The sequence below is a fragment of the Pseudomonas lundensis genome (genome assembly GCF_001042985.1).
GTDB classification, from domain to species: domain Bacteria; phylum Pseudomonadota; class Gammaproteobacteria; order Pseudomonadales; family Pseudomonadaceae; genus Aquipseudomonas; species Aquipseudomonas lundensis.
In genome coordinates, this window is record NZ_JYKY01000013.1 from 108,737 (window position 1) to 128,642 (window position 19,906).

Here is a 19,906-nt window from a genome sequence, read left to right on the forward strand (position 1 = left end):
AGACGTTGCGGAATGTGTAAAAGCTACAGCAAAGGGTTAACCGGGATGAAAGGAAGCATAGCCGTTGGGACCCAAAGGCTCGACCCGCAGTTCGTCGTCTAGACGAATGATCCCGCTTTCTATAACCCTTGCCGTAATGCCCCCGTGACCACGTACCGCCTGGAATGTGCCCGCGCCGAGTCGTAGCTCCAGTCGGGCGCACGGTTGGCACCAGCCGGTGGTCTCGAATATTGCGCGTCCGATGCGAAAGCGTCGGCCTTTGAGGCTGAACAAATTGATGCCGCTAACCACGATGTTGCGCCGCAAATCCTGAGGTAATACCGGGTTTTCGGTGGGGCGCCCCAGCAAGGCGTTGATCACCGCCAAGTGTTCCCACTGAATCAACGTGACTTGCCGTGCATTGCGCGCACCGGGCCGGGCATGATCGCCCGTCAGTCCGGCTTCGCGACGCGCCTCCACAGCGTCCAGTATCACCAGGTCGGCGCGTGATTGCGGGCGGACCCCAATCCAGCGTACGCGACCGGTTTGCGGCACTTCAGCCATCAGTTCTTGCAAAGGGCTCACAGGCTGATCCCGACATCGAAAATAATGCTGCGCCCCAAATTGCCGCGCAAAAAGTCAGGGGCGTCGGGTTGTGCAAACAGCACCCGGGCGAACGTCGGTCCAACCAGTGACAGTGAGCGCCAGCCCATGCGCAGGTACTCGGTCGGTGGCGGGAAGTGGCTGTTGAGATCGAGCACTTCGCGCTTGAGGCTGGAAAACGCAATGATGTCCAACTGCCCGAGATCAAGGTCGCGTTCACGGTAATTGGTGGCTTTTTTGTGCAGCGTCGGCCCCAGCCGTTGCAGTAACTTGCTGGCCGGAATACGTTTGGGGCGGGCCTCGCGGCGCACGAGCTGACTCAGTGAGTAGGCATTGCGGCGACGTTGCAGCTCGTCACGCCATTCATCACTGAGACGTCGCCCTTCGTCGAGCACAAAAAACACTTCAAAGCGTGCATCGCGAAACAGCACGTCAGGCGGTTCCTGATCGGGCTGTGTGAAATCTTGCGTGTGGTAGCTAATGTTCAAGCCTTGCAGCAGGCGCTGGCAGACCCAACGCTCACGCTCCCATTTGCGGGCATTAGACAAAAAGGCATTGGCTTGCTCGGCCTGAATGGTTAACAGGCGTAAATAATCAGAGTCGTCCATGGGCGCAGCTTAGCCTCGAAACAGGTGTGACTGGAAGTGCGGGTGTAGACTGAGCCGCATGACATACAGGTCCATCTGACAGGGAGGGTAGAGCGGTGTACGTGAACACGGTTGAGTGGGAGGTGCGTGCATGATTACCAGCCAGGTGTTATCTGCGCCAACGATGGTGATCGGCTGGTTGCTGTACGTGCCTGTAGTGCTGTGGGCCATCCTGCGGGCGCCGTGGGTCGAACTGTTTGCCGACACGCGGCGTCAGCATTTGCTGTTTGGCACGGTGTTCGCGCTGTTCTTGCTGTGGCTGGTGCGTCGCGATTTTGACACCGGCGTCTCCTATCACTTTATCGGCCTGACAGTCGTCACTTTGCTGCTGGACTGGCCGCTGGCCATTGTCGGCGCGTTGATGGCGCAAATAGGACTGGTTCTGTTGGGGCGGCAGGATCTGGCTGCAATGGGCATCAATGGCGTGCTGTTGATTCTGTTGCCCATTGCCGTCACGGAGGCCTGCGCGCACCTGGTCGAACGCGCGCAACCACGTAACCCGTTTGTGTACATTTTTTGCTCAGGTTTTTTTGCAGCGGCGCTGGCGGCCTTGCTGTGTTTGTTGGCGGGCCTGGGCGTGCTGTGGCTGGATGGCCTGTTTGTCATGCCGGAATGGTTGGAGGACTTTATCGGTTATCTCTGGTTGATCATCTTTCCCGAGGCGTTTATCAACGGGATGCTGGTCACGGCGCTGGTGGTGTTTTGCCCGGAGTGGCTTGAAACCTTCAATCGCACGCGTTACCTCGCAGCGCCATGGAAGGATGACGGACCCAACAAATAACCTGCTTCCAAGAGGCTGCGAGCGGGTCGGTTGAATGGCTCGCAGCCTTGGGCAGCAGCGCGAATCAATGAATACGCGGCGTCAACTCTTCTGAAAACATGTCCTCTTCTGCATCCGGGCTGACCGGGATTTTGTGTTCTTCACTGGCCCATGCGCCCAGATCGATGAGTTTGCAACGGTCCGAGCAGAAAGGCCGGAATGCACTGGCAGGGGTCCACTCCACGGCAGTGCCGCACGTCGGGCAGTCTACGGTCATTGGTTTGGTCATGATTGGCCTCCACGCAAAGTTAAATAGTAGTGATGCAAGCGCTCGACTTCCGTCTGTAGCGCCTTCAAATCGTTGTCGTTGACCAGCACATCATCGGCATGGCGCAGGCGTTCTTCACGACTGGCCTGTGCCTTGAGAATGGCCCGGACTTGATCTTCGCTGGTGTTGTCGCGCAACAGGGTTCGCTGAATTTGCAGGGCTTGGGGAGCATCAATGACCAGCACCCGCTGGGTCGTCGCGTGTTGCCCGGATTCGACCAGCAACGGCGATACCAGGATCGCATAGGGCGATGTCGCCTGAGCCAGGTTCTGAGCTATCTCATCGCGGATCAACGGGTGTAGCAAAGCCTCCAGCCAAAGGCGTTGCTGCGGGTCGGCAAAAATCAGTGTGCGCAGGGCGCCGCGATCCAGTTGCCCGTCGGCCTGCAAAACATCGGCACCGAAGTGCTCAGCGATTTTTTTCAGCGCCGCACGGCCCGGTTCGACCACCCAGCGTGCCGCGTGGTCGGCATCCACAACATGAACGCCCAGCGCGGCAAAGTGCTCAGCCGCCGCGCTTTTGCCGCTGCCGATCCCGCCGGTCAGGCCCAGAATCCAGGGTTTGGAAGATGCGGTATTCATTTCACGTCGCAAGTTGCCAATAGAAAGCGGTCATTTGACCACCCCAGAGCAATGCAATCCACCCGGCAATGGCCAGGTAGGGCGCAAAAGGGATGGCCGTCGCGCGATGAGCGCGGCGCAACAGCAGCAAACTGATGCCCACCAGCGCCCCGACCAGCGATGACAACAGGATCGTTAACGGTAATACCGATACGCCCCCCCACGCGCCAAACAGGGCCAGCAACTTGAAATCCCCATGGCCCATGCCGTCCTTACCCGTCATCCATTTGAACAGCCAAAAAATCGACCACAAGCTCAGGTAACCCAGCGCTGCCCCCCAAACGGCCTGTGACAGCGTGGTGAAAAGTTCGAAGCTGTTGAGCAGCAGTCCGAGCCATAGCAACGGCAGTACCAGCACATCGGGCACGATTTGATGCCGGGCGTCGATCAGGCAAATGGCAATCAAACCCCAGGTCAGCAACAGCATCCAGCCAGCCTGAGGGGTCAAGCCAAAATGCCAGGCAATAAAGCCAGACACGAGGCCGCACGCCAGTTCGGTCAGGGGGTAGCGGGGGCTGATGCGGGTTTTGCACTGCGAGCACTTGCCGCGCAAGAGCGCATAACTGAGCAGCGGGATGTTCTCCCAGGGGCGTAAGCGGTGCTGGCACTCAGGGCAGTGAGACGCCGGCAGGCACAGGTTGTAGGTCGTTTTATCGTCCGCAGGGGCAAGCTCAAGCACTTCACGGGCCTGAGCCTGCCAGTCCTGCTCAAGCATTTTCGGCAATCGCCAGACCAGTACGTTCAGGAAACTGCCGACCAACAGGCCCAGCAACAAGGCTCCCGCGATCAACGCAGCAGGGTGGATGCTTAAAAAATCGATCATGCTCAAATCACTTGGCCCAGTTTGAAAATCGGTAAATACATGGCAATGACCAGACCGCCCACCACAATCCCCAGTACCACCATGATTGCGGGCTCCATCAGCGTTGTCAGGTTATCGACGAGGGTGTCGACCTCGCTCTCATAATAGGTGGCTACGTGATTGAGCATGCTGTCCAGTGTGCCGGACTCTTCGCCAATGGCTGTCATCTGAATCGCCATGTCCGGGAATGCGCCACTGCTGCTCATGGCCACATGAATCTGCGTACCCGTGGCAACGTGTTGCTTGAGCCGCAGCACGGCCTCTTTCAGCACACTATTGCCCGTCGCGCCTGCGACTGAGTCCAGCGCGTCGAGCAAAGGCACGCCGGCGGCCAGGGTGGTGGAAAGGGTGCGGGCAAATCGGGCAATCGCAGACAGGTGTAACAACTGCCCCGTGACAGGGATTTTCAGCAACAGGGCGTCCAGTCGATGGCGCAGGGTGGCTGAGGCCTTGTAACGATGACGGACGATCACGGCAGCGCCAGCGGTGCCCAGTAAAAGCCAAAGGCCGTGGCGTTGCAATGCCTCAGACATGCCAATCACCCACAAGGTAAAGACGGGGAGTTGCGCATTGAACGAAGCAAACATCCCCTGAAATTGCGGTACGACTTTTATCAACAGGATGCCGCTGACCACTAATGCCACCAGCAACACGGCGATGGGATACGTCATGGCTTTTTTGATCTTCTTCTTCAGCGCGTCGGATTTTTCCTTGTAGGTCGCGATACGTTGCAGCATCACCTCCAGCGCGCCAGCTTGTTCCCCGGCTTCCACCAGATTGCAGAACAGCGTGTCGAAGTGCTCCGGTTTGTTACGCAGGGCGGCGGTGAGGCTGGTTCCGGCGGCGATATCCCGCGTCAGTTCGATCATCAGTTGGCGCATGGCGCACTGCTCGAACCCTTTGCCAATCACCTCCAGCGCTTGCAAAAGAGGCACGCCCGACTGGATCAGCGTCGCCAGTTGGCGACTGAACAGGGTGATGTCTGACGCGTTGACAGACCTGCCAGCGCGACGGCGTGAGGGGCGTTGACGCCGAATGCTGCACACCGTGATCCCTTGGCGCCGCAATTGGGCGCGAAGTTGGGCGTGCCCGCTGGCGCTGAGTTCCCCGGTGTGAGTGGCGCCGTGGGCATCCTTGCCTTCCCAGCGATACAAATACGTGTCGGCCATGCTGTCGTCCTTGAACAGTGGCGCGTTCAGTTGCGCCGTGCATGTCAAAGACTAGACAGCGCCACAGTCGTCACCTGTGCCAGTGCAATTCCAAAGGTGTCAAACGCTGTTGTTCAGAAGCTTCTGACAACGATCCTTGATAGCCTGTGCGCACTTTTTTAGCGGCTCAGCGTTGAGCTTGCATCGGGTCGCCGGGCGGCGACTTATTTTTCGGAGGCCGTACATGAAACAACAACAGGGCATTACCTTGATTGAGCTGATGATCGTGGTAGCGATCATCGGTCTGATCGCATCTTTCGCATTGCCTGCTTACAACGACCACACCATGAAAGCGCGGTTTGCTGAGGTGAACACGCTCGGCAACAGCTACAAAACGGCGGTTGCACTGTGCTTCAGCGAAACCAATGATCTGGCCCAATGCGATGCGGGCACCCACGGCATACCAGGTCCCGCAGATGCCACCGACAACCTCGCTGCCGGCATGACCGTGATTGATGGTGTGATCAGCATGACCGGTACTCAAGCGGCTGGCGGCTGGACCAGCGTCATGGTCCCGGCCTTGAGTGGCGCTGGTAATGCGCTGGTCTGGACCCAAAGCGGCACGTGCCTGACCAGCGGTGCCTGCAAATAGCCACGAATTGCCCGATTTCATTGGCAGTGATAGTTTTGCTGCCACCGCCGGTGTAGCTCAGTCGGTAGAGCAGCGCACTCGTAACGCGAAGGTCGCAGGTTCGATTCCTGTCTCCGGCACCAGTCAATAAAACGCCCTGTCTTCAGCAGGGCGTTTTTTATGGGGCGCGTTTGGCCGGTTCAAGGCGCCAGGGTGACCTGATCGGCGGTCAACATTAACGTCCGAAAATGGCGAGATTCACCAAAAGTCCGGTGCTATTGTGCGGGCCATGAACACACACGACTCGCCCCACACCGCGCTGACACCGTCTACCGCCGCCTGCGAAATCGCCCGGTTGAGCCGCGATGCGCGGTTTGACGGGGTGTTTTTCACGGCCGTGCTCACCACGCGTATTTACTGCCGTCCCGTCTGCCCGGCCCGTGCGCCCAAGGCTGAGAACGTGGTGTATTACGCCAGTGCGGCGGCGGCTCAGGCCCAGGGGTTTCGTCCCTGTTTGCGCTGTCGCCCCGAGCTGGCGCCGGGCAATCTGTTGTGGTCGCACAGCGAGCACTTGGTGACGCGTGCCCTGAAGCTGATCAACGAAGGTTTTTTAGCCGATCACCCGCTGGATGCGTTGGCCGAACGTTTGAATGTAGGGGCTCGGCAGTTACGCCGCTTGTTCGTGAAATACCTGGGCGCGCCGCCCATCGCGGTGCATGCCACCCAACGGTTGTTGTTTGCCAAACAACTGCTGACCGAAACCGCATTGTCGATCACTGACGTCGCCCTGGCCTCGGGGTTCGGCAGTGTACGGCGTTTCAATTCGGCGTTTGCCGAAGCCAACCATGCCGAGCCTCGCGCGTTCAGGCGCAGCCCAGCCATTCGGGCCGATGCGGCCATGGTGCTGCGCCTTGGCTATCGCCCGCCCTACGACTTCAAGGCCGTGCTGGGTTTCCTGTTCAATCGCGCGTTGCCGGGTATCGAGTCTGTGGACGCCCAGAGTTATCAGCGGGTGTTCGGCCCGGCGCAATCGCCCGGCTGGCTGCGGGTCAGCGCCGCGCCGGCGGGGCAGCATGCCTTGCGCCTGGAGTTGTACAACGTCGCGCCGGCCCAACTCCTTAACGTGGTTACCCGCATTCGGCGCATGTTCGATCTGGATGCCGACCCTCAGGCCATTGCGCATACCCTCGGCGCCAGCCCGTCACTCGCCCCGCTGGTCGAACGCTACCCGGGCTTGCGTTTGCCGGGCGGTTGGGATGGCTTTGAGGTGGCCGTACGGGCGGTGTTGGGCCAGCAAGTGAGCGTGGCCGCCGCGCGCACGTTGGCCAGCCGCATCGTGCAACGGTTTGGAACACCGGTTGAAATGCCCGGTATCCCCGGGCTCAATCGCCTGTTTCCTGCGGCGCAGCAATTGGCCGACGCCCATCTGGATCAACTCGGTATCACTCAGGCGCGCATCCATACGATCCGGGGCATTGCCCGCGCCCTGATCGATGGACAGGTCGATTTCGCGGTTGAACAGCCGCTCGAAACCTTCATCCGTCGCTGGGTGCAACTGCCGGGCATAGGTGAATGGACCGCGCATTACATTGCCATGCGCGTGCTCAAACACCCCGACGCGTTCCCGGCGGCCGATCTGATTTTGCGCCGCGAGGCCAACCCTGACGGCGCCCCGTTGAGCACTAAAACCCTGCTCGAACTGGCCGAAAGCTGGCGGCCATGGCGGGCCTATTCAGTGATGTACTTATGGCGCGCAGCCACCGATGCGGCTGCGGCACGGAGGGTTTAACCATGACGCAGATTTACTACGCGCAAATGCCGTCGCCCATTGGTCCGCTGTTTTTAGTGGCTGACGATGAGGGCCTGAGAGAAGTGCGCTTCGAATGTGAACGCCGGGCGCATGCACCGGAGGAAGGCTGGCTGCATGCGCCGCACAAACTGGCGCACGTGCGCCGACAGCTGGACGCGTATTTTGCAGGCGAGCGCCTGACCTTTGATTTGCCGCTCAAGCCACAAGGTACGCCGTTTCAACAGCAGGTCTGGCAAGCACTGACCACCATTCCTTTCGCGGTGATCACCAGTTACGGCCAGTTATCGCAGCAGATCCAGCGGCCCACCGCGTCGCGTGCGGTGGGCGCAGCCAATGGTCGTAACCCGATTCCGATCATCATCCCGTGCCACCGGGTGATCGGCAGCAACGGCAAACTGACGGGCTTTGCCGGCGGGCTCGCGGCCAAGCAGTGGCTGCTGGAGCATGAGCGGGCGCATCAGCCCTTCGATCTGACGTAATGCGCCGCAGCCGGTGGCGCCTTACAAACTCAACCGCATCGACAGGTCGACCGCTTTGACATCCTTGGTCATGGCGCCAATCGAAATGTAGTCCACGCCCGTTTGGGCAATGGGCAGCAACGTGCTTTGATTGATGCCGCCGCTGGCTTCCAGCTTGGCTTTGCCCGCGTTCAGGCGCACGGCTTCGCGCATGTCGTCCAGGCTCAACTCGTCGAGCATGATGATGTCAGCCCCTGCGGCCAGCGCTTCTCTGAGTTCATCCAGGCTCTCGACCTCGATCTCCACCGGTTTGCCGGGCGCGATTTTATGCGCGGCGTCGATGGCCTGAGCGATGCCGCCGCAGGCGGCAATGTGGTTTTCCTTGATCAGAAACGCGTCGTACAGGCCAATGCGATGGTTATGACAGCCACCGCAGGTCACGGCGTACTTTTGCGCCAGACGCAAACCCGGCAGGGTTTTGCGGGTGTCGAGCAATTTGACCTGAGTGTCGGCCACATGGTCAGCCAACTGGCGGGCGTGGGTCGCGACGCCCGACAGCATTTGCAGGAAGTTCAACGCACTGCGCTCGCCGCTGAGCAGAGAGCGGGCCGGGCCTTCGAGGTGAAACAGCACTTGATTGGGGCTGACGCGTTCGCCATCGACAACCTGCCAATGCACGGCAACGCGAGGGTCCAGTTGGCGGAACACCGCGTCCACCCATGCGGTGCCACTGATCACGGCGGCATCGCGGGTGATGATCGTGGCTTTGGCCAGGCGTTCTGCCGGAATCAACCGCGCAGTGATGTCGCCGCTCCCAATGTCTTCGGCAAGCGCACGGCGTACGTTGGCTTCGATCTCGGCGGTGAGATCGGCCAGATGTAAATTCGGCATAACGAACTCCACAAACAAAGTGCGTCGATTATAGGGCCATGCCGCGAACGAACCCAAGGTGGCGCGCTGCACGGTGGGTAAACGGCGGCAACTGTGCTGTTTTTTTAGGGTTCAGAAACGTTTTTTTCACCGATTGGCAAATGATTCAGCCAGTCGGGTAGCACAAGGCGCGTCTTTTGCAAGATAATCCGCGCCTTGTAATTGGCGTCATAGCTTTGACATGCCATCAAGTCCTAATTTCAGATCTTCCGGCGAGCGCATCTTGGGCTGGCTGGTTTCTGTTTGCGAGCGTCAAAAGCGGCTTTGTCCCGTGCACGCCCACCGCAAGCGACACATCGTTCCAGGAGGCTTGGATGCACAATGACGGGAAAGTGGGAGCTGCCCACAAGGCGATAGCGGAGCTGGCGACGCATTCGCCGCTCGCACGCCTGCCTGTCATTTTGTTGCAGGTCCATGACAAGGCCGCGCAGCAACTCAAGAGCGGCCTGCAAGTGCTGTTCGACAACGCCGACGAAACCCTGTTTGCCATGGCTGACAACGCCCGCAGCGACGCCGAGCAAAGCCTGTTTTTTGAGGCCATGCGCGATGTCAGGCTCAAGCGCAAACACATTGAACGCGGGTTCCTGGACCGTTTTTTTGACGCGTTTACCCGACTGACCCAGCCTGATGTCAGTGAGCGCACCCTGCATGGCGCCGCGCCCGTCGAGGGCACGTTCTCTCTGTTATCCAATGACCTGGAGCGCACGCAAGTCGTTAACGCAATGGTGGCGCAGGTCATGACGCGTGACCAAATGGCGCTTTGCCAACTGACCCAGCGCCTTGCAACCCTCTGTAACCTGCCGCTGGATGAGCACAACAATCCGTTGGGGCCGGCCATGTTGTGTGAGTACTTTTTGCAGGCCGAACGTGAGCAGGGCATGGACCTCAAGGTCAAGCTGATCATGCTGCAACTGTTCGAAACCTACCTGCTCAGCCACTCCGGCCAGCTGTATGCCGACGCCAATCAGCTGCTGATTGCCACGGGCGTACTGCCTTCACTGGCTGACAACGACGCCTGTTGCGGAGCCCAGGCCGCAGCGCCGCCCGCGCACGTGCAAGAAGCGCAGAATCTGGTCGGGCTTCTGTTTGAGTACATTGCTCAGGATCGAAATGTCTCGCCGGCGCTGAAAAGCCAGATTGCTTTATTGCAGGAACCCTTGCGCAAGATTGCGCAGCGGGATCAGAATTTTTTCAGCTGCGACACCCATGCGGCCCGGCGTTTGTTGAATGTGATCGCTGCCGCGGCCATCGGCTGGGACGTGCGCACCGATGAGCGCAGCGACCCGCTGTTTCGCCAGATTGAGCGCGTCGTGCAACAGCTCGCGTCTTATTCGGGCGATAACCCCGCGCTGCTGGATTCGTTGCTGCATGAGTTTTTGGTCTTCACCCAGGCTGAACGTGGCCGAATCGAGCTGTTGGAACAGCGCACGCGCGAGGCTGAGCACGCGCGTCTTAAGGCGCCTGAAAAACCGCTCGCTGCCTCACAAACCCTCGATGAGCAAGACCATCTGGGTCTGCTGCTGGTCAGCCAGTTACGGCTGGGGACGTGGATCGAATTGCAGGAAAACGAAGAATTCCGACTGCGCTGCAAGCTGATTGCCATTCTGGAGCCGGGTGGCAAACATATTTTCGTTAACCGCACCGGCCTGAAGGTGCTGGAACAAAGCCGCACTGACTTGATTGGCCAGTTGCGCAGCGGCAAGGTTTTGCTGCTGGATGACCGTTTGCTCTTTGATCGCGCACTGGAATCGGTCATTGGCAGCTTGCACCAGCACCACGCGCAGTAACCCCTGCGACATCAGCGCCATAGATAGCTGCCAATTGAAGCGCGCATCGCGGCATACTGCGTCTTCGGTTTTTTCAACGCACAAGGAGCGTTTATGCAGCTGGACCCCGCGAGCGGTTGGTGCCAAGGCGTGCACCGGTGCCCGTCGCCCAACTTCAATGAGCGCCCTGACGGCGAAATCTCCCTGTTGGTGATCCACAACATCAGCTTGCCGCCGGGGCAGTTTGCGACGGGCAAGGTCCAGGCGTTTTTCCAGAACCGGCTGGACGTCACCGAGCATCCGTACTTTGAAGGCATCAAGGCGCTACGCGTCAGTGCGCATTTTCTGATTGAACGCGACGGCCAGATCACGCAGTTTGTGTCGTGCCTGGACCGCGCCTGGCATGCGGGTATTTCCAGCTTTGAAGGGCGTGAGGCGTGCAATGACTTTTCGCTGGGCATCGAACTCGAAGGCACGGACGACCAACCGTTCACCGACGCGCAATATCAGGCATTGATTGCCCTGACCCGACAACTGCAACAGCACTATCCGCAGATTACCCCCCAGCGAATATGTGGCCACAGTGACGTGGCGCCGGGGCGCAAGACGGATCCGGGCCCTTGCTTTGATTGGGCGCGTTTTCGCCGTGAGCTGCCGCACACAGGAGAGAAACAATGAGTTTTGTGGTGTTACTGCTGGCGATCCTGATCGAAAAATTTTCGGCCTTGCGTCAACGTCTTCAGCGCGACAGCGGCTGGGTGCGAGAGCTCCACAAGCTGGAGGCGTCGACCCGTCTGGCAAACAGGCCGTGGTGGGTATTGGTCATTCTTGTCCTGTTGCCGGTGATGCTGCTGGGCCTGCTGCTGGTGGTGCTGGACCCTGTGGCGTATGGCTTGCTGGCCTTGCCGGTGCATGTGCTGGTGCTGGTGTTCAGCCTGGGCCGCGGGGATGTGTTGGCAGGGCTGGGGCCATTTCGCGACGCGTGGCGCCGGGGTGATTTGCAAGCGGCCGCCCATGTGGCCCAACGCGACATTGACGTGTGCGCCGACACTGGCGAGCAATTGCTGGAGAACGTGCAGGCGCACCTGCTGTGGCAGGCCTATCAAAGTTTTTTTGCCGTGATCTTCTGGTACTTCTTGCTGGGCCCGGTGGCTGCGTTGAGCTATCGCTTGCTGGCGCTGGCGGTCGAGCATGGCAAAAATCCGGAGCTGGTTGAACGTGCCCAGCAACTGCGCCATGCCTTTGACTGGCTGCCGGTGCGCCTGCTGGCGGCGAGCTTTGCACTGGTGGGTAACTTTGCCGCCGTCAGCCGCGTCATGCTGCATGAGTTGCTGAGCTGGGACATCAGCGCCGCCCAACTGATCGACAAGGCCGGGTGCGCTGCGGCTGAAATCCCGCCCCCGCAGACCGGACCGGAAGGGGTTTCCAGCCTGGATGCGTTGTGGGAGTTATTGCTGCGCTCTGCGTTGCTCTGGTACGCCGGTTTTGCCGTGTGGACGCTGTTGCTCTGATTGAATGCGCACGGGCGCACACGGCTACGGGTGCGCGTTTACCAGCCAAACACAGCACAGGCATTGGCCGTACTGGCCTCGGCCAGCCGTTCGGGGCTTAGGTTCATCACTTCAGCCAGGGCTTCGCAAATAGCGGGCAGGTGCTCCGGGCTGTTGCGCTGGTTGGCGAACATGACCGGCGCCATGTCGGGCGAGTCGGTTTCCAGCACGACCGTGTCCAGCGGCAAGTCAGCCAGCACCCTGCGCAAACGCAGGGCCTGCGGCCAGGTCGCGGCGCCGCCCAAGCCCAGCTTGAACCCCAGCTTGATGTATTCGCGAGCTTCCTCCCGGCTGCCCGCGAAGGCATGAATAATCCCGCCACGTTGCAGCTTGAAGCGTTTGAGGGTGGCAATGACTTGCGCATGGCTGCGGCGCACGTGCAGCAGCGCCGGAAGCCGGAAGTCAGCGGCTAGCTGCAACTGGGCTTCAAACAGTGATTGCTGGCGTTCGCGGTCGAGCGCCGGCAGAAAGTAATCGAGGCCGATTTCGCCCACGGCACACACTTGACGTTGCCCGGCCAGCCGACTGAGCCATTGCCCGAGTTCAAGGACGTGCTCGGGGCGATGCGTGTCCAGATACACCGGGTGCAACCCAAACGCGGCATACAACTGACTGTCGGTTTGGACCAAATCCCACACCCGTTGCCAGTTGCTCTGATAAACGCCCAGCACCACCATGCGCTCGACACCCAGCGCCCGACTGCGCGCCAGCAGCGGCGCGCGGTCGGCATCGAACACCGGGAAATCGAGGTGGGTGTGGGTGTCGATCAGTTGCATGCTCAGGCCTGATGAATACGCTGCTTGAAGGTACGGGCAATGGCGTGAATGCCGGGCGCGTAGTGGTGTTCTTCAATGGCAGCCAGGGCGAGGTTGAGCGCTGTTTGGGCGATCAAGGGGTGCTGTTGGCCCATGGCATTGACCGGCAACGGCAGGAAGTCCAGCAACTGCGTGTCACCAAAGGTTGCCAGGCGCGTAGGTGCTGTGTGTTCCGGGTGATCGAGCAAGGCGTCAAACATGCCTTGCAGCAACACGTACGAGGTCGTGACCAACGCGTCAGGGAAATGCCCCAGACGTGCCAGTAACTCATCAATGATGCGTCGACCGCATTCGCGGCTGAACGCAGTCCCGTGCTCGATCAGCACTTCACCGTCAAAACCTTCCAGGGCTTGTTTGAACCCTGCCGCGCGGGCCTGGCTGACGCTCAGCTCTGGGCGTGCGCCGATCAACGCAATTTGACGCGGCATCGGCTGCAAAAGGCTGCGGGTCAAGGCCATGCTGGCTTCGCGGTCATCGCTGATGACTGAGCAAAAGCGGTCTGCTGGCAACGTGCGGTCAATCGCGATGATCGGCATCCCCAGATCTTGCAATTGACGGTAGCTGTCGTCTTCTTCCGGCAAGCAACTGGCCACAAACAGGGCGTCGCAGCGGCGTGCACGGAACAGTTTGAGCAATTGGCGCTCACTCTCGGGCGCGTCGTCTGAGCTGGCGATCAGCAGTTGATAGCCACGGGCCCGGGCGCCTTGTTCCAATTGCTTGGCAATGCGCGCGTAACTCGGGTTTTCGAGGTCGGGGAGGATGAAACCCAGGGTGCGGCTGTGGCGGCTACGCAAACCCGCCGCTTGCGGGTTGGGCGTAAAACCATGTTCTTCAACCACAGCGCGCACCCGTTCCACCGTCGTGCTGCTGATGCGTTGCTGTTCAGCCTTGCCATTGATGACATAGCTGGCGGTGGTCACGGAAACACCTGCCAGTTGAGCGATATCGCTGAGCTTCACGCCGATAATTCCTTATTTTTTGTAGTACATGCCGACATTCTGGCCAATCCTACCCGATAAAGGCAGCCGACCAACGTCTGCCTTATCGCTACTGTATTTTTTTACTGCATCGTCTACCTGACGCGAGTCAATGCGACAGGTTGGGCTTCAAGCGCGGACGATTATGCAGTAACGTGCCGCATATTCATGATTAAACGTTTCAGCAAGCCTGTTTAATCGACGTAAGCCTCAGGTTGATGTGCTTGCCACACATCCGGTGACACACTTGGGGACGAGCGGCCTAAGCTGACTTAATTCAAAACAATACCGGGCGCCACGGAGCGCCAGGAAAGGAGAACGCATGCTCGAGCTCACCATAGAGCAGATATCCATGGGCCAGACGGCTGTGGATAAGTCTGCTGCGTTGCAATTACTCGCCGAGAAGCTGGTCGCTGATGGCTTAGTGGCCGAAGGCTATCTGGACGGTTTGCGAGCGCGTGAAGCTCAGGGCTCGACCTTTCTGGGGCAGGGGATCGCGATTCCCCATGGCACCCCTGAAACCCGCGACCTGGTGTTCACCACCGGCGTGCGTCTGTTGCAGTTCCCCGAAGGCGTGGACTGGGGCGACGGGCAAATCGTGTACCTGGCCATCGGCATTGCCGCCAAGTCCGACGAGCACTTGCGTTTGTTGCAATTGTTGACCCGTGCCTTGGGCGAAACCGATCTGGGCGAAGCCTTACGACGCGCGAGTTCGGCCCAGGCCCTGCTCAAACTGCTGCAAGGCGCGCCTCAGGAACTGGCGCTCGACGCGCAAATGATTGGCTTGGGCGTCTCGGCAGACGACTTTGAAGAGTTGGTCTGGCGCGGGGCACGTTTGCTGCGTCAGGCTGAATGCGTCGATAACGGCTTCGCCGCGGTGTTGCAGCAGGTTGAAGCGCTGCCGCTGGGGGATGGCCTGTGGTGGCTGCACAGCGAGCAAATGGTCAGGCGGCCGGGGCTGGCTTTCGTCACGCCCGACAAACCGATCCGCTACCTGGGCCAGCCGCTCAGCGGTCTGTTCTGCCTCGCCAGCCTGGGGGAGGCTCACCAGGCCTTGCTGGAGCGGCTGTGTGCCTTATTGATCGAAGGCCGCGGCCACGAATTGGGCAATGCCACCAGCCGCCGCGCCGTGCTTGAAGTCTTGGGGGGCGAATTGCCGGCCGACTGGCCGAGTGCGCGCATCACCCTTGCCAACGCGCACGGGCTGCATGCGCGCCCGGCTAAAGTGCTCGCGCAGTTGGCCAAAAGTTTTGAGGGCGAGATTCGCGTCAGCATCGTGGGGGGCCATGAGTCGCCCGTGTCGGCCAAAAGTTTGAGCAAGTTACTGAGTCTGGGGGCCCGTCGCGGCCAGGTGCTGGAGTTTGTGGCCGAGCCGGGCATTGCCAGCGACGCGCTGCCCGCCCTGTTGGCGGCCATCGAAGAAGGGTTGGGCGAAGACGTCGAGCCGTTGCCAGCCCTCAGCGAAGCACCCGCTCCTGTGGCGGACGTGGCGCAAGTGCTGAGCGCCCCGGCGCCCGGCAGTGTGATCAACGCCATCCCGGCCGCACCGGGCATCGCCATTGGCCCGGCGCATGTTCACGTGCTGCAAGTGCTGGATTACCCGGTGCGCGGTGAATCGTCCGTGGTGGAGCGCGAGCGTTTGCAGCACGCGTTGACCGAAGTACGTCAGGACATCGAAACGCTGATTCAGCGCAGCCAGTCCAAGGCCATTCGCGAAATTTTCATCACCCACCAGGAAATGCTCGACGATCCCGAGCTGACCGATGATGTCGATAACCGCCTCAAGCAAGGCGAAAGCGCAGAAGCGGCGTGGATGTCGGTGATTGAAGCGGCGGCGCGTCAGCAAGAGGCGTTGCAGGATGCGCTGCTGGCCGAGCGTGCCGCCGATCTGCGCGACATTGGCCGCCGCGTGCTGGCGCAGTTGTGCGGCATCGAAACCCCGCCCGAACCCGATCAGCCTTACGTGCTGGTGATGGATGAAGTGGGGCCTTCAGACGTGGCGCGGCTCGACCCGGCGCGGGTGGCGGGCATTCTGACCGCGCGCGGTGGTGCGACGGCCCACAGTGCCATCGTCGCCCGTGCGCTGGGCATTCCGGCGCTGGTCGGTGCGGGCGACGCTGTATTGTTGCTGGCACCGGGCACGCCCCTGTTGATCGACGGTCAGCGCGGATGCTTGCACGTGGCGCCGGACGCTGAGGCCCTGCAACGCGCAACGCAGGAACGTGATAGCCGTGAACAGCGCTTGCAGGCCGCCAGCGCATTGCGCCATGAGCCTGCCGTGACCCGCGACGGGCACGCGGTGGAAGTGTTTGCCAACATCGGTGAAAGCAAAGGCGTGGCCAGTGCCGTCGAGCAAGGAGCTGAAGGCATCGGTCTGCTGCGCACCGAGCTGATTTTCATGGCCCATTCCCAAGCCCCGGATGAAGCCACTCAAGAAGCCGAATATCGCCGGGTTCTGGATGGCCTCAACGGCCGCCCGCTGGTGGTGCGTACGCTGGACGTGGGGGGCGACAAGCCGCTGCCGTACTGGCCGATTGATAAGGAAGAAAACCCGTTTTTGGGCGTGCGCGGCATCCGTCTCACGTTGCAGCGCCCGCAGGTCATGGAAAGCCAGTTGCGCGCCTTGTTGCGTTCGGCCGACAACCGCCCGCTGCGCATCATGTTCCCAATGGTCGGCAGCGTGGCCGAATGGCGCGCTGCCCGCGACATGACCGAGCGCTTGCGTCAGGAAATCCCGGTCGCTGACCTGCAACTGGGGATCATGATCGAAGTGCCGTCTGCCGCCTTGCTGGCGCCGGTGCTGGCCAAAGAGGTGGATTTCTTCAGTGTCGGCACCAACGACCTGACGCAGTACACGCTGGCCATCGACCGTGGCCATCCGACCTTGTCGGCTCAGGCCGACGGCTTGCACCCGGCCGTCTTGCAACTGATCGACATCACCGTGCGCGCCGCCCATGCCCATGGCAAGTGGGTGGGAGTGTGCGGCGAACTGGCGGCTGATCCGCTGGCCGTTCCCGTGCTGGTCGGGCTGGGGGTCGATGAACTGAGTGTGTCGGCGCGCAGCATTCCCGAGGTCAAGGCGCGGGTGCGCGAGCTGAGCATGGACCGTCTCAAAACCCTGGCCGCCGACGCATTAGGCGTGGGCAGCCCGGACGAAGTACGTCAATTGGTGGAAGCGCTCTGATGGCCAAGATTCTGACCCTCACCCTCAACCCGGCGCTGGACCTGACGGTGCGTGTGGCGCATTTGCAGCCGGGCGACGTCAATCGCAGCCAGACGATGCTGACCCATGCGGCCGGCAAGGGCGTCAACGTGGCGCAAGTGCTGGCGGATCTGGGCCACACACTCACCGTGAGCGGCTTTCTCGGTGAAGACAATCAACACGCCTTCAATGCGCTGTTCGCCCGTCGCGGTTTTGTCGATGCGTTTATCCGCGTGCCCGGTGAGACCCGCAGCAACATCAAACTGGCCGAAGACGATGGCCGTGTCACCGACATCAACGGGCCGGGCCCGCAGGTCAGCGAGGCCGCGCAGCAAGCCCTGCTCGACACGCTCGACCTGATTGCTGCCAGCCATGACGCTGTGGTGGTCGCGGGCAGTTTGCCGCGAGGGGTCAGCCCGCAGTGGCTGTATGAATTGCTGCTGCGGCTAAAGACCATGGGCTTGAAAGTGATTCTGGACACCAGCGGGGAAGCCTTGAAACACGGTTTGAACGCGGGACCGTGGCTGATCAAACCCAACACCGAAGAACTGAGCGACGCGCTGGGCGCCGATACCAGCAGTTTGGCGTCGCAGGTTGCAGCGGCAACCCGCCTGCACGCCCAAGGCGTCGAGCACGTGGTGATTTCTCAAGGGGCCGAGGGCGTGAATTGGTTCAGCCTTGGCCCGATCTGGCAGGCATTGCCGCCCAAGGTGAGTGTCGCCAGTACCGTGGGTGCCGGTGATTCACTGCTCGCGGGCATGCTGCACGGCCTGCTCAGCGGCCACTCCCCTGAACAGACACTGCGCACTGCCACAGCGATTGCCGCGATGGCGGTTACCCAGATCGGTTTTGGTATCAGCGATAGGGCGCAACTGGCGACACTCGAACGTGGCGTGCGCGTGCATCCCCTGACAGAAGAACAAGAGGCAAACTCATGAAATTAGCCATTGTGACGGGTTGCCCCAACGGCATGGTGACCAGCGTGTTATGTGCCCGATTGCTGGACGCCGCGGCGCAGCGTCAGGGGTGGAGCACCAGTGTCGAGGTGCATGACCCCAAGCACCCGGAACGCCAATTGTCGGCAGCCACCATCGACGAGGCTGAGTGGATTCTGGTGGTCAGCAGCACACCGCTGGACATGCAGCGCTTTATTGGCAAACGCGTATTCCAGAGCACCCCGGCTCAAGCCTTGCAGGATGTGGAAGGGATACTGCGTCGGGGCGTTGAAGAAGCGCAGGTCTACACGGCGGTCGATCCCGTCGGGCAAGGCTCAGCGCCTGTCCATTCCCATGCCCCCAAAATCGTCGCCGTGACGGCGTGCCCGACCGGCGTGGCCCACACGTTCATGGCCGCCGAAGCCTTGCAGCAAGCGGCCAAGCAACTGGGCTATGAGGTGCAGATCGAAACCCAGGGATCGGTGGGTGCCAGAAACCCGCTGAGCGCCCAAGCCATCCGTGAAGCCGATGTGGTGTTGCTGGCCGCTGACATTGAAGTGCCCACCGAGCGTTTCGCTGGCAAAAAAATCTACCGCTGCGGGACGGGCATTGCCCTTAAACAATCACAAGCCACACTGAAAAAAGCCCTGAGCGAGGGGCGTGTAGAGAGCGCGGCGTCCGGCGCCGAGGCGCCTGTCAAATCGGAGAAGACCGGGGTCTATAAGCACCTGCTGACGGGTGTGTCGTTCATGCTGCCGATGGTCGTGGCGGGCGGTTTGCTGATCGCCCTGTCATTCGTCTTCGGCATTACCGCGTATAAAGAGCCCGGCACATTGGCCGCCGCCTTGATGCAGATTGGCGGCGATGCCGCGTTCAAATTGATGGTGCCGCTGCTGGCGGGCTACATCGCTTACTCGATCGCCGACCGCCCGGGCCTGGCGCCGGGGATGATTGGCGGCTTGCTGGCCAGCACGTTGGGTGCAGGTTTCATTGGCGGCATCATTGCCGGTTTCATTGCCGGGTATTGCGCCAAAGCGATCAACCGCTACGCGCGCCTGCCGCAAAGTCTGGAAGCGTTAAAGCCAATTCTCATCATCCCGTTATTCGCCAGCCTGTTTACCGGACTGGTGATGATCTACGTGGTGGGCAAACCGGTGGCGGGCATGCTCGAAGGGCTGACCCACTTCCTCGACAGCATGGGCACCACCAACGCGATCCTGCTGGGCGTGTTGTTGGGCGGCATGATGTGCGTCGACCTGGGTGGCCCGATCAACAAAGCGGCGTACGCGTTTTCTGTCGGGTTGCTGGCTTCGCAAAGTTATGCACCGATGGCGGCCACCATGGCGGCGGGCATGGTGCCGCCGATAGGCTTGGGTATCGCGACTCTGATCGCGCGTCGCAAATTTGCACAGACTGAGCGTGAAGCTGGCAAGGCAGCGATGGTACTGGGGATGTGTTTCATCTCCGAAGGTGCGATCCCGTTTGCTGCCAAAGACCCGTTGCGTGTGATCCCGGCGAGCGTGTTGGGTGGCGCGTTGACCGGGGCGTTGTCGATGTACTTCGGCTGCAAACTGATGGCCCCGCATGGCGGGCTGTTCGTGATGTTGATCCCCAATGCCATCAACCACGCGCTGCTGTACTTGCTGGCTATTATGGCGGGCAGTGTGCTGACAGCGGTGGTCTATGCCGTGATTAAACGGCCGGAGCCGGTGGAGATGGCGTTGGAAACAGCCGCTACCTGACGTGTCGTTGTGCTGAGAATAAAAAGTCCCTGCCTTATTTAATAAGCAGGGACTTTTTTATTGTGCCTGCCGAAGGCACAGGTGGGGTGCCTGATGCGTGAATAAAAGCGGGTGTAGTTTTATAAGTGAACCTGTCGTTAAGG

General features: G+C 60.6%; 19 protein-coding genes and 1 tRNA gene. 11 read left to right on the forward strand and 9 right to left on the reverse strand.

Annotation, left to right across the window (positions count from 1 at the left end; genetic code table 11):
* Window positions 1–36: 36 nt before the first annotated feature.
* Both TU74_RS12750 and TU74_RS12755 read right to left on the reverse strand, forming a co-directional pair.
* Entirely contained in the window at window positions 37–564 is a 528-nt protein-coding gene (locus TU74_RS12750) for an MOSC domain-containing protein (RefSeq protein WP_048376764.1), read from the reverse strand.
* Window positions 561–1,190, reverse strand: coding sequence for a DUF1780 domain-containing protein (locus TU74_RS12755; protein ID WP_047273644.1), 630 nt, complete (start codon window positions 1,188–1,190; stop codon window positions 561–563). The genes TU74_RS12750 and TU74_RS12755 overlap by 4 nt, the downstream gene beginning before the upstream one ends.
* Before the next feature lie 130 nt (window positions 1,191–1,320).
* Between TU74_RS12755 and TU74_RS12760 the strand changes: the two genes are divergently transcribed.
* A complete protein-coding gene (locus TU74_RS12760) occupies window positions 1,321–2,010 on the forward strand; it encodes an energy-coupling factor ABC transporter permease (protein ID WP_047283079.1) in 690 nt (229 codons plus the stop codon).
* 64 nt (window positions 2,011–2,074) lie between these two features.
* On the opposite strand, the gene yacG is transcribed toward TU74_RS12760, so the two are convergent.
* The 4 genes from yacG to TU74_RS12780 are packed head-to-tail and all read right to left on the reverse strand — an operon-like array spanning window position 2,075 to window position 4,968.
* Entirely contained in the window at window positions 2,075–2,278 is a 204-nt protein-coding gene (gene yacG, locus TU74_RS12765) for a DNA gyrase inhibitor YacG (protein ID WP_047279000.1), read from the reverse strand.
* Window positions 2,275–2,898 (reverse strand): dephospho-CoA kinase, encoded by a 624-nt coding sequence (gene coaE / locus TU74_RS12770; RefSeq protein WP_047281317.1) that lies wholly within the window; start codon window positions 2,896–2,898, stop codon window positions 2,275–2,277. Before coaE ends, yacG begins: the two co-directional genes overlap by 4 nt.
* A 1-nt stretch (window position 2,899) precedes the next feature.
* Window positions 2,900–3,760, reverse strand: a complete 861-nt coding sequence (locus TU74_RS12775) for a prepilin peptidase (RefSeq protein WP_048376765.1) — start codon at window positions 3,758–3,760, stop codon at window positions 2,900–2,902.
* Window positions 3,761–3,762: 2 nt separating this feature from the next.
* Window positions 3,763–4,968 carry a type II secretion system F family protein gene (locus tag TU74_RS12780; RefSeq protein ID WP_048376766.1) on the reverse strand — a complete coding sequence of 402 codons (1,206 nt, stop codon included), beginning with the start codon at window positions 4,966–4,968 and terminating at the stop codon, window positions 3,763–3,765.
* A gap of 223 nt (window positions 4,969–5,191) precedes the next feature.
* On the opposite strand from TU74_RS12780, the gene TU74_RS12785 reads away from it, so the two are divergent.
* The 4 genes from TU74_RS12785 to TU74_RS12800 all read left to right on the forward strand — a co-directional run bounded on the left by TU74_RS12785 (window position 5,192) and on the right by TU74_RS12800 (window position 7,867).
* On the forward strand, window positions 5,192–5,599 hold the full coding sequence (locus TU74_RS12785) for a pilin (protein ID WP_047292064.1): 408 nt from the start codon (window positions 5,192–5,194) through the stop codon (window positions 5,597–5,599).
* Between the two features lie 46 nt (window positions 5,600–5,645).
* Window positions 5,646–5,721, forward strand: a tRNA-Thr gene (locus tag TU74_RS12790).
* A 146-nt stretch (window positions 5,722–5,867) separates the two neighbouring features.
* The gene (locus TU74_RS12795) at window positions 5,868–7,367 is read left to right on the forward strand and encodes a DNA-3-methyladenine glycosylase 2 family protein (protein ID WP_047292091.1); all 1,500 of its coding nucleotides are present in this window, start codon (window positions 5,868–5,870) and stop codon (window positions 7,365–7,367) included.
* Between the two features lie 2 nt (window positions 7,368–7,369).
* On the forward strand, window positions 7,370–7,867 hold the full coding sequence (locus TU74_RS12800; protein ID WP_048376767.1) for a methylated-DNA--[protein]-cysteine S-methyltransferase: 498 nt from the start codon (window positions 7,370–7,372) through the stop codon (window positions 7,865–7,867).
* 21 nt (window positions 7,868–7,888) lie between these two features.
* Here TU74_RS12800 and nadC read toward each other — a convergent pair whose 3' ends face one another.
* Window positions 7,889–8,737 (reverse strand): carboxylating nicotinate-nucleotide diphosphorylase, encoded by an 849-nt coding sequence (nadC, locus tag TU74_RS12805; RefSeq protein ID WP_048376768.1) that lies wholly within the window; start codon window positions 8,735–8,737, stop codon window positions 7,889–7,891.
* A 353-nt stretch (window positions 8,738–9,090) separates the two neighbouring features.
* On the opposite strand from nadC, the gene TU74_RS12810 reads away from it, so the two are divergent.
* The 3 genes from TU74_RS12810 (at window position 9,091) to ampE (ending at window position 12,053) form a co-directional block, all read left to right on the forward strand.
* A complete protein-coding gene (locus tag TU74_RS12810) occupies window positions 9,091–10,563 on the forward strand; it encodes a DUF1631 family protein (RefSeq protein WP_047292095.1) in 1,473 nt (490 codons plus the stop codon).
* Window positions 10,564–10,656: 93 nt separating this feature from the next.
* Complete coding sequence (gene ampD / locus TU74_RS12815; RefSeq protein ID WP_047292096.1) at window positions 10,657–11,220, forward strand: 1,6-anhydro-N-acetylmuramyl-L-alanine amidase AmpD; 564 nt, start codon at window positions 10,657–10,659, stop codon at window positions 11,218–11,220.
* Window positions 11,217–12,053, forward strand: a complete 837-nt coding sequence (ampE, locus tag TU74_RS12820; protein ID WP_047292098.1) for a regulatory signaling modulator protein AmpE — start codon at window positions 11,217–11,219, stop codon at window positions 12,051–12,053. The genes ampD and ampE overlap by 4 nt, the downstream gene beginning before the upstream one ends.
* Window positions 12,054–12,091: 38 nt before the next feature.
* Here ampE and TU74_RS12825 read toward each other — a convergent pair whose 3' ends face one another.
* Window positions 12,092–12,868: a TatD family hydrolase gene (locus TU74_RS12825; RefSeq protein WP_047292100.1), complete on the reverse strand. Its 777-nt coding sequence runs from the start codon at window positions 12,866–12,868 to the stop codon at window positions 12,092–12,094.
* A gap of 2 nt (window positions 12,869–12,870) precedes the next feature.
* Window positions 12,871–13,866, reverse strand: coding sequence for a catabolite repressor/activator (gene cra, locus TU74_RS12830; protein WP_047292102.1), 996 nt, complete (start codon window positions 13,864–13,866; stop codon window positions 12,871–12,873).
* Window positions 13,867–14,206: 340 nt separating this feature from the next.
* On the opposite strand from cra, the gene ptsP reads away from it, so the two are divergent.
* Genes ptsP through TU74_RS12845 form a run of 3 tightly spaced genes read left to right on the forward strand, consistent with a single transcriptional unit; the run spans window position 14,207 to window position 19,763 of the window.
* Window positions 14,207–17,068 carry a phosphoenolpyruvate--protein phosphotransferase gene (gene ptsP, locus TU74_RS12835; RefSeq protein ID WP_048376769.1) on the forward strand — a complete coding sequence of 954 codons (2,862 nt, stop codon included), beginning with the start codon at window positions 14,207–14,209 and terminating at the stop codon, window positions 17,066–17,068.
* Window positions 17,068–18,024 carry a 1-phosphofructokinase gene (gene pfkB, locus TU74_RS12840; RefSeq protein WP_048376770.1) on the forward strand — a complete coding sequence of 319 codons (957 nt, stop codon included), beginning with the start codon at window positions 17,068–17,070 and terminating at the stop codon, window positions 18,022–18,024. Before ptsP ends, pfkB begins: the two co-directional genes overlap by 1 nt.
* The gene (locus tag TU74_RS12845; protein ID WP_048376771.1) at window positions 18,021–19,763 is read left to right on the forward strand and encodes a PTS fructose-like transporter subunit IIB; all 1,743 of its coding nucleotides are present in this window, start codon (window positions 18,021–18,023) and stop codon (window positions 19,761–19,763) included. The genes pfkB and TU74_RS12845 overlap by 4 nt, the downstream gene beginning before the upstream one ends.
* Window positions 19,764–19,906 lie beyond the last annotated feature (143 nt).